Source organism: Ensifer sp. Root1252 (assembly GCF_001425885.1).
GTDB classification, from domain to species: Bacteria; Pseudomonadota; Alphaproteobacteria; order Rhizobiales; family Rhizobiaceae; genus Ensifer; species Ensifer canadensis.
Map to the genome: position 1 here is coordinate 1 of NZ_LMDT01000042.1, position 13,913 is coordinate 13,913.

The 13,913-nt window shown below is 57.6% G+C and carries 11 protein-coding genes; 5 read left to right on the top strand and 6 right to left on the bottom strand.

Annotation, left to right across the window (positions count from 1 at the left end):
* Window positions 1–487: 487 nt before the first annotated feature.
* Together ASD02_RS37645 and ASD02_RS30255 are read left to right on the top strand one after the other, a co-directional pair.
* Window positions 488–2,161, top strand: a complete 1,674-nt coding sequence (locus ASD02_RS37645) for an AAA family ATPase (protein ID WP_057221533.1) — start codon at window positions 488–490, stop codon at window positions 2,159–2,161.
* Entirely contained in the window at window positions 2,158–3,045 is an 888-nt protein-coding gene (locus tag ASD02_RS30255; RefSeq protein ID WP_057221534.1) for an HNH endonuclease signature motif containing protein, read from the top strand. Before ASD02_RS37645 ends, ASD02_RS30255 begins: the two co-directional genes overlap by 4 nt.
* 29 nt (window positions 3,046–3,074) lie before the next feature.
* Here ASD02_RS30255 and ASD02_RS30260 read toward each other — a convergent pair whose 3' ends face one another.
* Both ASD02_RS30260 and ASD02_RS30265 read right to left on the bottom strand, forming a co-directional pair.
* Window positions 3,075–3,521, bottom strand: a complete 447-nt coding sequence (locus ASD02_RS30260) for a hypothetical protein (RefSeq protein ID WP_156408495.1) — start codon at window positions 3,519–3,521, stop codon at window positions 3,075–3,077.
* A 62-nt stretch (window positions 3,522–3,583) separates the two neighbouring features.
* Window positions 3,584–4,513: a hypothetical protein gene (locus tag ASD02_RS30265; protein WP_057221536.1), complete on the bottom strand. Its 930-nt coding sequence runs from the start codon at window positions 4,511–4,513 to the stop codon at window positions 3,584–3,586.
* A 363-nt stretch (window positions 4,514–4,876) separates the two neighbouring features.
* Between ASD02_RS30265 and ASD02_RS30270 the strand changes: the two genes are divergently transcribed.
* From ASD02_RS30270 to ASD02_RS30280, 3 genes are all read left to right on the top strand, one after another.
* Entirely contained in the window at window positions 4,877–6,637 is a 1,761-nt protein-coding gene (locus tag ASD02_RS30270) for an SIR2 family protein (RefSeq protein ID WP_057221537.1), read from the top strand.
* 221 nt (window positions 6,638–6,858) lie between these two features.
* Window positions 6,859–8,088, top strand: coding sequence for a nuclease PIN (locus tag ASD02_RS30275; protein WP_244494318.1), 1,230 nt, complete (start codon window positions 6,859–6,861; stop codon window positions 8,086–8,088).
* A gap of 55 nt (window positions 8,089–8,143) precedes the next feature.
* Window positions 8,144–8,731 carry a hypothetical protein gene (locus ASD02_RS30280; RefSeq protein WP_057221539.1) on the top strand — a complete coding sequence of 196 codons (588 nt, stop codon included), beginning with the start codon at window positions 8,144–8,146 and terminating at the stop codon, window positions 8,729–8,731.
* 159 nt (window positions 8,732–8,890) lie between these two features.
* On the opposite strand, the gene ASD02_RS30285 is transcribed toward ASD02_RS30280, so the two are convergent.
* From ASD02_RS30285 to ASD02_RS30295, 4 genes are all read right to left on the bottom strand, one after another.
* Entirely contained in the window at window positions 8,891–9,637 is a 747-nt protein-coding gene (locus ASD02_RS30285) for an N-acetylmuramoyl-L-alanine amidase (protein ID WP_156408496.1), read from the bottom strand.
* Window positions 9,638–9,824: 187 nt separating this feature from the next.
* Window positions 9,825–10,004: a hypothetical protein gene (locus tag ASD02_RS38720; RefSeq protein WP_156408497.1), complete on the bottom strand. Its 180-nt coding sequence runs from the start codon at window positions 10,002–10,004 to the stop codon at window positions 9,825–9,827.
* A gap of 20 nt (window positions 10,005–10,024) precedes the next feature.
* The gene (locus ASD02_RS30290; RefSeq protein WP_057221541.1) at window positions 10,025–10,468 is read right to left on the bottom strand and encodes a hypothetical protein; all 444 of its coding nucleotides are present in this window, start codon (window positions 10,466–10,468) and stop codon (window positions 10,025–10,027) included.
* A gap of 51 nt (window positions 10,469–10,519) precedes the next feature.
* Window positions 10,520–13,900, bottom strand: a complete 3,381-nt coding sequence (locus tag ASD02_RS30295; protein WP_057221542.1) for an RHS repeat-associated core domain-containing protein — start codon at window positions 13,898–13,900, stop codon at window positions 10,520–10,522.
* Window positions 13,901–13,913 lie beyond the last annotated feature (13 nt).

Below are 13,913 nucleotides of genomic sequence, written 5' to 3' on the forward strand. Positions count from 1 at the left end.
GAAGATTGCGCCAAGATCAGTCCGGATAGCGGCCGGCGCTTCGGATCGGTGAGCTGCAACGGGCATGCTTGCCTCCAAGGTAGGGTGTTTGTGGTTAAGCAACCTCACCTTGCCACGGCGCTGGTTGCTATCCACCCTCCTCATAGGATCTATCTAATTCCGGAATTGTGTACCAAATGCCACCAACCGAGCGCGCGCTACAGCCCTGGCAGTTTTGGCCGAGAGCAGCCGGTGGTCATCCGGAATGCGCCAAGAAAAGACGTCGCCAGATACACGGCAGCATCCCTTGAATCGAATAGAGATTATGGCAGGAATTTGCTACATAACTCCGCAAAAGCCCGCTTTGAAGCCCGCTTTGATGTCGTCGAGGCGGCCGCACCCAGGCAAGTTCACCGCGTCGGTAAATTGCATTCTGCCCCGTTACCGCTACTGGTACCAGGGCCCGGCGTGCGCTAGGGGTTGCCAAGGACTGCCCAGGTGAACGCGTATGCCGATCGAAGTACACAAGCCCTCAAAGAATCTGTTGCGAAGCATCCAGACCCGGTTTGCCCTTCAGCGGGACGACTGGAACGATTATAGCTTTCAGACGCTATATCACCTGCACTATCGCCCCGGTCCAGCGCTGGATGAGGTCACCTACATCGGTGGCGTCAAAATACTCAAGCTCGACCAGACCGAGTCGCATGGGTCTCTCATAACAGAGGAATTCAGCCAACTGGGCTCGGATTTCGCCTCTGTCGGAACCAGCCTCGACTACTACCAACGCTTGAACGAAATCCCCGTAAAACGGCGCGCGCTCATAATGCGAGCGCTCAACGACGTCGTGGCACACCCCGAACTCGTCGATGAATTCTCCGAAGAGCGCGGTTGGAAGAAGTCTCTTTTCCGGGACAATCGCGACTGGAGAGAGTTCCTTACCGACGCGCGCGCCCTCTACGAAGGCAACTTCGGAGCTCTCGCTGATCTCGAGAACCAGTTCCAATACAAGCCCCCCGGAGCTACCGATTTTATTGAGTTTGACTTCAGCGCACCAACTCCGGACTGGTACATTGGGGGCTATCGTAGGCTCGGCCCCAAGAGGAAGAAGACCCTCCTGCCGGAGCGCATGATCGTGTTGGTCGGACGCAACGGCGCCGGCAAGAGCACCCTGCTATCCCGCCTCGCACACGTCGCTTTCGCCTCTCCCCAAACGCGGGCGACGAAGGAGATGATCAATACCTTCGGCAAGCTGGAGCCCAACTCCATCGGCTTCATGCGCGTCATTACCATTTCTTACAGCGCATTCGACAGCTTCATCGTTCCTGGCGTGGACGCTCGCGATCTTTCGCAAATCACCGACGATCTTGAGAGAGGGGAAGGCAGGTTCGTCTTTTGCGGATTGCGCGACATCGTTGCCGAGGTGCGGGATGACGTCGAAGCCGCGGCCAAGAACGCGAACAGCGAAAGCGACGAGGAAGTTCGTGTGGACCGGCGCACATCCACACATCTCAAGTCCGTCAACGCGCTCGCGGACGAGTTCGCGCAACAGCTCACACGCATTCGCAAGAATGACAAACTTGAACTGTTCGACGCGGCACTTGCCATCTTGGCTGAGGATCCATCGTTCAGTCAACTCAAGAACCAGCTAGGCGATCTTGGCACTGCCACCCGCAGCGTGACTAAGAGGTTGTTCCTCGACTGGAGCACTGGGCACAAGATCGCCCTGCACGTCATTGCCTCGTTGGTGGCGAACGCGACCCCGCGCTCCCTAATCCTGTTCGACGAGCCGGAGGCGCATCTCCATCCACCACTGACGGCCGCTCTTACCAGCGCGGTACGCCTCGTACTCACCGAAGTAAACGCGTTTTGCATAGTCGCGACGCACTCGCCGGTCCTATTGCAGGAGACGTTGGCACGGCACGTTCGATATGTGCGCCGAAATGGGAAGTCTCTGTCGATCGACACCCCCAAGCTTGAGACCTTTGGAGAGAATGTCGGCGTTTTGAGCTACGACAGTTTCGGACTGACGGCTTCTGCGTCGGATTATCACAAAATACTCGACTACCTTATCCAAGGGAGCGACGGCATCGAAGAGATCGAGACGGCATTCCAGCCAGGTCTTAGCGGACAAGCACGCGCGTATGTCCTCTCCAAATTGGCGAAGCAACGGAAGGCGACATGAGGAACTTACCGCTACCCTCACGCGATTCCGCCGAGAACGATCTCTCAACCGCCATCCGAACGTACCGCTACAAACAACAACTCCTCGGACATGCGATAACACCCGACGAGATCACAGAGGTCCTTGCGATCTATGATCGATATGATGGCGACCTTGGAGCACCGCATGATACCTTCAAAGGCGAAATGTTTGCGGCTTCTCTTATAAGCGCTCTTGAGGCCGCGTACGACAAAACACAAAAAGATAGGGTGTTGAGCCCGCTGCGCGATGCCTTGTTCGCGGGAGTTAGCCTTTGCCCTATTTGCGGCATAGACCCGCCCACAGAACTGGATCACTTTCTACCAAGGTCCGTATTTAAGCCGCTTTCCATCTACGCGCGGAATTTGGTTCCGGTCTGCCATGCCTGTAATCACGTTAAGCTGGCTGGCTTCGCGGATTTAGACGCTGACGAACACCAATTCGTGCACGCCTACTTTGATGCGCTTCCCGATATCCAGTTTCTACAAGCCTTGACGGAAGTCCGTGACAACGCATTGGTCGTAGAGTTCACGGTGCCCGACCAAGCGGCCCTACCAGAAGGTTATGCTGACCGTTTAAACCACCAGATGACTACTCTAAAGCTCAATGAGCGGTACGAGCGCGAGGTCAACAACTACGTCTGCAGCCACGCTACGTCGCTGTATATTCAACATGGCGCAGATGGTCAGCAAGGAGTTCAACGCTTTCTTCGGCTTCAAGCCAACTACGAGGTGCGCGCGTTCTACAGGAACCACTGGCGTCCGACTTTGCTGTCGGCACTTGCGGCCAACGACGATTTTACCGACGGAGGTTTCATCGCAGCGCTCGAGATACCGGACAACATACTCGAGGACCTCGAGGCATGAGGTTGCCGCGACGTCCTAGCCGATAAGTATTAGAAAGGAATTCGGTCGCCGCGGTATAAGCCACACACCTCATTCCGATCGAGCCACGTGCGCTCGGGATCGATTTCGCTTTCTGGAAATAGCTCCCTCATATAGGAGCCTTCCGGAACACCGAACACGGGCGTCCGACCAGAGAATTGATGGGCCGTCAGATCGTAGACCAAGCCGCCGGCTCGTACCCAGTAATGGCTCTCATCGGTTTCCCGGTTGCTCCCTTTGACAAGTTCGACGCCCGGCAGCCCATATTTCTCTTCGAATAGGTAGAGCAGCATCAGCGACGCGGATTGGCAGCAATTCTTGGGATAAACCACGGCAAACGGGTAGTCGAGAACGCACGTTTCTTGGTTTTGCTCAAGAAAAGTGGACAAGGCCCGGGCAGACCGCTTCAACGCAGCGACACCGGGTTCTCCGATAACTGTTTCGGGTTTGCTGGACACGAAGGCGACGCCTCTTTGCAGGCTGGGGGGCCAGGGAGCGCCAGAAAAGGCGCCGTAAACCATTAGTAAGAAATGGGTATCTCTATTTTTTCTTTGTTTTCTCTGAACGCCAGTAGCTTTGGTCCACATTCAACGAAATCGAGATCCGGGTCGCTCGGCCAGGTCAGTCCCGTCTGGAGCATTAGCTCCGCCCATTCGCGGTCATCGTTCATCAACTTCTGCGTCTTCCCAATGCGCTGGAGCACCGCACTTGCGAACTGACTTGCCTTGGTCGAAGTCCCCGCCCCTGTCAGGCCGCCGGCGGGCATGTACAGGATCCCATTTACGACGATCGTGCTGTTGAAGGCACCATTTCGCAAGATCTGCCGCTCCTCCTCAGTGTATCCGGGCGGTGTGCTCGCGCCCTTGGGCAATGAGATTCCTGTCATCTGGTGGGCTAGCTTTGCAGCCGGCCACTCTAGCGCAAGTATCCGAAAGACGGCGTCACAATTGAAATCCTGGTGTGTCACCAAGTCGACCACGTAGGCGTCATCCGGACGAAAGACCACGAACAACAATGGGTCCCCGCGCTTCACGAATTCGCCCGATGGCTCCAGGTCTTTGGAGATGTGCAGGTGGTGAATCTCCCACTCCAAGAGCAGCAAATCCAAATCTTTGCGGTGTCCGATCTTTTTTGCCGATGGCTCCCCGACCGTCTTAATGCGCTTGCTGAGGTGTGGGGTTATGTCTTCGCCGTTCGCGATTTTATCGAGCAAAGAATCCAGATCGTCCTTCCGAGATGCAGCAATTGGATTATCGTTAAAGGATTGCGAGAGATGCAGATTACGAGGCCTCGCTTCAACAAAGCGGGTCTTCCAATTGTGGTAGGCCCTCAGTAGAGCGCGGACGTTCATTCCGTGCACTTCTGCGGAAATGACGTTGTTGTTTCTATCATACGGCAAGGTCGCTAGCGCCCACGTCCGAACCATTTCCATGAGATTAACTGGCTGCATAAGTGGAATCCTACTGCGGGACGACGCGAAGCTAGTGCCTGTGGCGCCCTTTAGCCGCGATCGGTGGCATCTGCTACATCATTCCGATGAAACACAACCCATTGGCTAAACGCCGCGGTGCAGACAGTAGTGAGGCTGGGCTTATATACGGCTTTTCGAATTGCCTCCCTGGAATCCAGCGAATCAAATATATCGTGTAAGTTGCAGAGTACTTCAGTAAGTACAGAGGACACAGTCATTAGCCCTATCCCGACCATGTCGGCAGCAGACTTCTCCACAGCGCTGGCGTTGAGACCAAATCTCGTAGCGTGGTTTCTAGGAGCAGGAGCGTCTGCGGCGTCTGGAATTCCCACTGGCTACGCAATGATCCGCGACTTCAAGGCGCAGATTTTTTGTCGCGAGAACAACCTCTCTAAAAGGGAGATCGACACCGGCGATCAAATCTGGATCGATCGGATCGACGCGTTCTTCCGCCGAACTTCAATCCTGCCCCCTGACGGCGACCCGTCCGAGTACGCGGCCGCGTTTGAGGCCGTATACTCGCAACCCAGACATCGCAGACAGTATATCGACGACGCCATATCCAAAGGCACACCGTGCTTCGGTCATAAGGTTTTAGGAAGCCTCGTTGCGGCCCGTAAGGTCGACTGCGTGTTTACCACGAACTTCGATCCTTTGATCGAGGAGTCCGCAATGTTCGCCAATTCGCTATTACCCGTTTCGGAGCGAGTCCGGCCGACAGTCGCCGCCATCGACTCGGCCGAACGTGCGATGCGCTGTTTGAACGAGTCGGACTGGCCCCTGGTGGCAAAGCTCCACGGTGATTACCAATCCATCTCCATTAAGAACACCGGATCGGAACTGGAACAGCAAGATGAACGAATGCGGCACGTACTGGTCGAGGCCAGTAAGCGCTTCGGCATGGTCTTCGTCGGCTATAGTGGACGAGACGCCTCGGTCATGGAGGCACTTTCTTCAGTCCTTCGAGAGAAATCACCCTTTCCCAACGGGCTATATTGGGTAGCTTCGTCGTCTTCACGTCTCCTACCTGCTGTCACCACCTTTCTTGAGGAGGCACAACGGGTTGGCGTCGATGTTGCCGTAGTTGCATGCAAGACGTTCGACGAGCTCGCCGCAGATGTCGTGAGGAATGTCGACCTACCCAAGGTGTTACTTGACCATATCATGCAGGGCCGAGCCACAGCTCGCCTGGTACCGGTCAACTTGCCAACGACTGAAGCGCGCCAATTTCCCGTGCTGAGGTATTCGGCGCTCTTGATCGAGTCACTCCCGCGCACGGCCCGTCGGATAAGCCTCGCTAGACCGGCCACTTCACCTGCTGTCAGAGCATTGCTGAAGGAGAAGCGCTGCCGGGCTGTGGTCGCTGCGAATGGCCGAGAGCTGGCGGCATTCGGAAAAGACAACGACATAGTCGCGGCCCTTGCCCCGATTGGCGCGCAGGTCGCCGGGACAATCGATTTGGACCCAACAACGGATAGTTGGGCTCTCGGGTTACTGTATGATGCGCTGGCCAGAGCCCTGTCTAACGGCCGCCCTGTACTTCCGCGCCTCAGGCGAGTCGGCCACTCGCTCATTGTAGCGCCTCCACGTGAAGGCGAGGGCGAGGAGAAAGCCCGCAGGCGAAGCCAGGCCCTCGCTCAGCTCCGGGACGCGTATGACAGTTCGCTAACGGGCAGAGTTCCCACGCTTGGCTTTGCTTATCAGGAGGGCGTTTTCCTAAAGCTGGAGCACATTGAAGGTCGCTGGTGGTGTGGGTTTGAGCCATACACATTTGTGGACATTCCCCGGACGGATCCAACGGAGCAGCCCAACCGGGGGGAGTCTGAACCGGATGGGCATGATCTCGTGAGTTCTCCATTCGAGCGCCGAGGTGGTGATCCCGCAGGGGACTGGCGGAGAGAAAGATGGGCTCAGAAATACAACAAGCATTGGGCTGCGATCATCCACGCCTGGAGCGGTCTTCTGACAGCCACACCGGATGGCAAGATACGCGCCTTTGGACTTGATGATGGGGCGGGTGTCGATGCGATATTCGGAGTATCGCGTACCACTGGCTGGAGCCGACCCGGCCACCACCATCGCTATTTTGATAGGAAAAAGTGATGGCCAACCCTGCTCTGGACTCCAAGCTGCCGCCATTCACCCTGCTTGATGAGCCACTCCTATGCTTCTCCCCCTCTGATCCAAAGCAAGTGGACGTACATCCGCTGCGGGGCCTTGTTAATTTTGGTCCATATTCGAAGGGTTCGTTCGGAGGCTACACGTCGAGGGTGCGCATCGCGACCGTTGGGCCGGAGAGCGCGTTTAGACGCAGAGGTGAACTGATGGCCTCACTGCGCAATCGACACGAGCCCAGTGACCGCACCGAATATGTGCCACCGTATCCCGGTTTTGAAATGCTGTTCCGCGTCAAGCTCGAGGCGGCACCGCGGGACGCTCACATCAAATGGCCAGACTCCCTGAGCCAATTTCCCGGTAATGGCGGCCCTGAGGCCGGGCTGTTTCAAGCGATGGACGCTGCCCTCCGCCGCCTCGACACGCTGCGGAACGATTTTGACGTCGTGCTGGTGCACTTTCCCGATAGTTGGGTATCAGCGACGCGTGCTCAATTCTTCGACGCGCACGACGCTCTCAAGGCGCTGGGAGCAAAATACAACATCCCCACTCAGGTGCTCAATGATCGGGTTTTCACATTCAGTCACACGGCATCGCGCGCCTGGCGTCTTTCGACCGCGTTATACGTAAAGGCCGCTGGTACTCCCTGGAAGCTCGCACCGTTGAAAGGCGTGCCGGCGGATACCGCCTACATCGGCCTAGCCTATGCGCTACGCGGTGATCAACGTGACGCGCACTATGTGACCTGTTGTTCGCAGGTTTTCGATATGGACGGTGGAGGGATGCAGTTCGTTGCGTTCGAGGCACGAGACCCCGTTAGCGACGTCGCTGAAGCTCGCCGAAATCCGTTTCTGAGCCGAGACGACATGCGGGCGGTACTTGCTCGCAGCCTGGAGCTCTATCAGGGCCGAAACGGCGGAAACCTCCCCAAACGGCTGGTCATTCACAAGACAACGGCCTTCAAGGAAGATGAAATCGAGGGCGCCTACGACGCGTTGGCGGGAGTTCCGGAGATTGAGTGCGTCGAGGTTGGCACCGCTTCCCGTTGGAGGGGCGTCTGGCTAATCGATGCCGGTCGAACCACACCGCCGTCTAAACCTTCGGGCTATCCCGTTCCGCGGGGCACGGTACTCGTTCGATCAGGTAACTCCGCTTTGGTGTGGGTGGCTGGAAACGCCCCCGAGGTGTCCAGCAAGGGCGACTATTACCAAGGTAAAAAGAGCATTCCCAAACCGCTGCAACTCATCCGGCACGCGGGCAGCGGTTCACTCGAACTCACCGCTCATGAAGCGCTCGCGCTGACCAAGATGGATTGGAACAACGATGCTCTCTACGATCCGGTGCCCGTGAGTATCCGGTACTCGCAGCGGTTGGCCCGAACGATCGCGAATGTGCCGGACCTCCCAGGAAATGTGTATCCGTACCGCCTGTTCATGTAGGCGGACAGCGCAGCGTGCATGTCCGATGCGATGGCTTAATACGAAGGAGCGAACCATGACGCCAACGTCGGGACAGAATGTCAGAACCCTAACGACGCCGGTCGACTATTTCCGCGATGTCGTCATTCCGAACAAGGAAGCCTTCTTCGGTCGCCCAAGTACCTTCGCGACCGCGTTAAATCTCGCGACCTCGCTCTTCCATCTTCACGAATGGCTCTATGACGCCTGCCGACCGGAGCTCGAGAAGCATTTCGGCCACCCCCTCCACGCCCTTGGCGATTTCTGGAAGGCTGTCGAAAAGACGAACAAAAAGTTCGGCTACATCCGGGATGTCACCAACGCATCCAAGCATGTCAAAATCGGGAAATTTCCCACCTCGACCACTATGAGCCATATGTCCAACACCCATATGATCGACAAAGGATACGGTCAGGGCGGATATGGCACAGGCAAGTACGGCGGCGGCCCGGATATCGTGTTCGACGACGCCGGCAGTCAAATCAGCTTCGACGATTGCGCAACCGAGCTTTTCAACTACTGGGAACATCTAATCCGGCAAATAACTGGCTTTGTCTACGTCAGCGTTCCGGCCACTGGGACGATCCAGACAGGTAACAATTCGGGGGGTAACCCGAGCAACTGAATAGGATCCACCGCCACGTCGGGGCGGTGAAGAGGAAATCCTCGGCGATCTGGTCCGGTACGCGAAACAAGCCAACGTCCACGCCCCGCTTCTCGCGCAGCGTATTGCCAACTCTCGGTTCACCAGAGGCGGTTCAATCATGGGCGGCCGGAGCTGGCCTCAGCTAGTTAGCGCTTTCGCCTCCACCCAGTCGCGCACTCCTCGCAGATAGGCACGCCCCAAAGCTTCCCGCCCCACCGCGGCAGCCGCGACACAGTCGCCTGAGTTAGAACCGAAGAACGGCTCGCATAGGACGGTTGGGATGTTCGGCAACGCCGAAACTGATTGCCAGCCTCTATCGCCAGGAGCCAGCGCGAGCACGCCGTCGCTGTGTCTCACCTTCACGTTGAGGAGCTTGTTCGTCGAGCCGGCCAGTTTTGATGCAAGCGTCCTCGAATTGGCACTGGGAAGACACAGCATCTCCAAGCCATTTGCCTGTGGGTCACTGTTGCTATTGAAGTGCAGTTCCAGAATGCAAGTCGGCTTCCAACTCTCGACCTTTGCGTACGCATCCTCGATCTCCTTCGTGTAGCTACCACTGGGCTCTCTCCAGAAGACCTCGACATCCAGGTTGTAGTGCCCTGCCTCGTTCTTCATTCCCTTGGCGACGACCTGATTGAAATCGAACTCCATGAGATTTATCGGGGTTATGGAAGCAGCTCCCTTACTTACACGGTTATGCCCCACCATGACCGCGACGCGGGTGCCGTCGGAGGCCGTGGACACACCTCCGTTTCCTGGATTCGCGCCGGTGCCACTTACACCGAGAAAGCCGCGCGCCTCCTCGAACAACCCAAGGACCTTTCCTACGTATTGGGTATCGCCCGCATAGCTTGCCGATATGTGTCGGATATAGGCAATGGTCACGGTCGTGTTGTTCTGGCTGACCGTCGCCAGGCGGTTGGCGCCATCCCAGGCAAGGGTGCGAACGCCGTCACTGACCAGTTACCGTTGGCGGCGTAGCCGATCGAACGGTTCCCGATCGTGGTCGCCGCATGCGGACGGGCGGCATTCACGGCCGGATAGGCATAGTTGCCCATCCGGGTGCGGAAGGTCAGGTTGTTGTCGGCGGCATAAGCATAGGTTTCGTCGAGGGCTTGTTGCCAGCGTTGTCGGCGCTAACCAGACGGCCGCGCAGGTCATAGTCGTAGAACCAGTTGTCGTTGGCCATCAGGCCGGCGATCTTCTTGATCTTGCCGGTCAGATCGCGGTCGTAGCAGTTGTCCATCGGCACGACCGCGCCCCTGGCGGTCGTTAGCCTTCCTCGGCCCGCAGGTCTGCGTTCCCGCCCTCGCCCCGCAATACAACATGAAGCTCCATTTGGAAGCGCTGCAGATCGCTATAAGTTGTGAGCAAGGACACTTTCAAGGTATTCGAAAGCACGGAAGGCGCGCCGGCCACCAGTAACGGCACGGCCAGCAAGCATTCTACACGAACTGTGCCAGTTAGATTGTGCGGTACAAATCGAAGTGATACATGAGTTTGATCTAGTGCTCCCTCACGCCAAATGCCTCCTTGTAACACGGGCTCCGCGCCGATTTCTATTGGCACTGCGCCCAAAGCGTCTGCGAAGGCCGAGACTTGCTCAAGGTTAAACCAAGCAGAACTGCGTCCGGAAAAATTCATTGACTGCACGCTCACCGTGAGCTTGCCGTGATACGCATCTTCCGGGGCATAACTAATCGAAATTCCATCCATATCGTGTCCAGTGTTGGTTGCCAGAGGATTGTTTTGGTCTCATTGCCCCGTCTACGGATCGACAAATTTGAAGTCACCCATAATTCCGCCCGGGGATATCATGTAGTGAAGGATGACACCATTTTGTCGGATCTCAAACTTGGCCCCTCCCTTTGGAAAGCCCATCGTACCCATGATTTGTTGCCCTCCGCCACCCAGGGCGTCTTGAAGTACGAGTTGCTCGGCAAGGTTCTGTGGTAAAAAGTGTCTCCCGCCTGCCAATTCATAGCTTTGGGCTGAAGGAGCGTTTAGAGCTTTGTCGCTAAGCACTTTATCAGGAAGCCCATGGACAGTTGTCGAACTCGTCTTACCACCGGCTTGCTTCTCGGTTAGCGCCTTGCTCGACGTGCCGGCACTTCCCAACGTATTATTTAGGAGCCCTTCCGAACTGAGCTCGCGGAGGCTCGGCTTTCCTATTATTCGGTCGCGGTAGCGCTCTCTCTCTTTCTCCAGCTTCGCTTTATTAGCTTGATGCTGCGCGTCACCGATACGTCCTGAACGGAAGCTACGCTCGTTGTCGTCTAGTGCTTTTTGCCAGCCGGTAGCCCCCGGTGCATTTCGGCCATCGCGATCCGACCACTGGTCGAATTTTGTTTCTTTGCCACTAAAGGCATGCCCGTTGGGATCACTGTTATTGACTGGATCATTACCGGCATAGGTATATCGGTTGGTACCGACCCCAGCCTTCGTCGGATCCCAGTCGTCCGGCGAGATGAACCGTCCGAAGGTTGGATCGTAGTACCGTGCGTTGAGATACTGAAGCCCGGTTTCGGGATCGAAGCGCTCGCCGATATATCCCTTCTGGGTCTGCATCGTCGCGTTGGTACGTTCGCCGAAGGCGGCATAACCCGTCTGTTCGACAAGGTTACCGTTGGCATCCGTTACCAACCGCACCGACGCCAAGTGGTCGCGGTGCAGGAAGGTCTTGGTGACCGCTCCTGTCTGGGCGTTGGCGACAATCTTGAGATCGGGATGTGGATAACGGGTGTAGATGTCGACGCCCGGGGTCGAGCGATCGATCTCAACATTGGCGTCGGGATAGAGTGTGGTGCCGAAGGCAAAGCTCTTCTTCACCCGCGAACCCGACGGACCATAGGCCAGCGTCACGGTGGTGTTGTTCTGGCTGACCGTCGACAGCCGGTTGGCGCCGTCCCAGGTGAGTGCTCTCACACCATCGCTGACCATGTTGCCGTTGGCGTCGTATCCGATCGAACGGTTGCCGATCGTTGTCGCCGCATGCGGACGCACGGCATTGGCGGCCGGATAGACGTAGTTGCCGATCCGGGTACGGAAGGTCAGGTTGTTGTTGTCGGTATAGGCGTAAGTCTCGTCGAGGGCGTTGTTGCCAGCGTTGTCGGCGCTGACCAGACGGCCGCGCGGGTCGTAGTCGTAGACCCAGTTGTCGTTGGCCGTCAGGCCGGTGATCGTTTTGATCTTGCCGGTTGCGTCGCGGCCATACTGATTGTCCATCAGCACGGTCCCACCCTTGGCGGTGGTTACCCGATCGAGCCATCGCCGCTGCGCCGAATAGCTGAAGGTGGTCGTGACGCCATTGGCATAGCTGATCGACTTCGTCTGGCCGTCGGCCTCATAGCTCGTCGTGGTGATGTAGCCGGGGATCGAGAAGAGCAGATCCGCGTCGTTGTAGCCGTAGGGTTGGGCGGCCGATCCCACTTGCACGGCCGCAGGGCTGTAATCGATCGACACCGTCTTATCCTGGCGGCCACGGGTCTCGACCGTCGTGTGGGCGACACCGTCGATCATCGACGTCGTGCGCAGCGTCGATCCGCCACCGGAATAGCTGCGGCTGAACACGCTTGTTGCTGCCCCGTTCTCGGCCTTAGTCAGAAGACCGATATTGTGCGACGGTGCGGCAACAACCTCGTCATAGGTGTTGCTGGCAACGAGCGTCGGCGCCGCCTCACCCGGCTGCTGCACCTGCTGCAGCGTGAGACGGCCCATCTGGTCATAGGCAAGCGTTGCTACCGCGCCTCGAGCATCCGTCTGGCGGATCAGACGATCGGCCCCATCATAGGTGTAAGACCAGTTGCCAAGGTTCGGATCGTTGGCGGTCAGTCGATTGCCCAAGAGGTCGTAGCTGTAGGAGACGCGCGCTCCGCCAGCATCGGTCACGTTCAGCAGCTGGCCGACCGGATCGTAGGTGCGGGCCTGCTCCAGCACCCAGGTACCGTTTTTAGTCCACTGTCCCATCACCTGACCAACGGTGCTCGTGTAGGTCAGAGTTTCGCGGCCTGCCTCATCCAGTGATAATTGCTGATAGAAACTGATATTCTCGGAGCCACCGTGGGGGCCTGAATAGACCTGATACTGACTGGTGCGAGCGCTGCCATCCGGGTTTGCTGTGCGGACAACCCGGTCCTCCCAGTCGTAGGAATGGACCGTCCACTGCGGCGCTTGGCCGTAGAACCTGGGAAAAGCGCTCTGGGCGACATTGCCGCGGGCGTCGTAAACGGTCTCGGTAATGCGGACCAGTCCGGTTCCAGGCTCCCCCGGGGCTGAGTTCAGCCAGGGTCTGCCGAGACCGTCAAAGTAGGTCCGCTTGATCTGTTCGCCGCTTCCATTCGACAACGGCTCATAGGTGGCGATCGCCTGCTGGCCCGGATTGCCCTCGTTCTCATAGCGGGTGTTGACGTAACGGCCCGAGCCGGAATGGGAGTAGCCAAACGGTCGGCAGAAGGCGTCGTAGCTGAAGCCCTCGACGATGCCGTTCGGGTCGGTCCTCGAGGACGGCAGGCCGCAAACAAGATCATAGCCCGTTGTCGTCACGAAGCGGGTGTCGGCCGCGTTGCCACCTGTGGCGAAGTAGCGTGGCGAACGCTCTGTCACGGGGTACAGCGCATAGGTCGGATCGTAGTCCCAATCGGTGCGCGATCCCGCGCCGTCGACGGCCCAGACCCGATTGCCCCAGGTGTCATAGCCGAAGGTCCGAACGACGTTGGCCCAAACACCATCGTTGTCGCCCCGTTTTGACTCCGCAATCTGCCGGGTAAGATTTCCCTTAGTCGGCGGCGTCATGGCATCGGTGGCGCCATCGTAATACAAGCCCTCCGAGCGAAGGTAGCTGTTCCCGCTCAGGCCATTGATGACCGCCTTCCAGCGCGGAAGTGACACGATATAGGCAGATGTGTTCTGCGAGAAATGGTTGACAGTCCAAACCTCGTCACCGTTGACGTCGGTGCGGCCGAAGTCCTTCAGATCGGTGACATTGCCGAAGCCATCGAACGCCCGTTCCTTGCGCAGACGGACGGTCGACCCCTCGTTCAAGGTAGTGTCGGTTGCGACGTTCCTGACCCAGTAGGGCTTGGTTGTCGCATTGACTTCGTAACTCTCGACCACTTCCTTGGAGGCGGTGTTCTCGCCGTTGCGGGACACGGTGCGTTCCGGC

Bases quoted from the DNA above. Each gene is read 5' to 3' on its own strand.
- ASD02_RS30265 (WP_057221536.1), bottom strand. From the start codon at position 4,513: ATGCAGCCAGTTAATCTCATGGAAATGGTTCGGACGTGGGCGCTAGCG.
- ASD02_RS30290 (WP_057221541.1), bottom strand. From the start codon at position 10,468: ATGGATGGAATTTCGATTAGTTATGCCCCGGAAGATGCGTATCACGGC.
- ASD02_RS30270 (WP_057221537.1), top strand. From the start codon at position 4,877: ATGATCCGCGACTTCAAGGCGCAGATTTTTTGTCGCGAGAACAACCTC.
- ASD02_RS30275 (WP_244494318.1), top strand. From the start codon at position 6,859: ATGGCCTCACTGCGCAATCGACACGAGCCCAGTGACCGCACCGAATAT.
- ASD02_RS30255 (WP_057221534.1), top strand. From the start codon at position 2,158: ATGAGGAACTTACCGCTACCCTCACGCGATTCCGCCGAGAACGATCTC.
- ASD02_RS37645 (WP_057221533.1), top strand. From the start codon at position 488: ATGCCGATCGAAGTACACAAGCCCTCAAAGAATCTGTTGCGAAGCATC.
- ASD02_RS30280 (WP_057221539.1), top strand. From the start codon at position 8,144: ATGACGCCAACGTCGGGACAGAATGTCAGAACCCTAACGACGCCGGTC.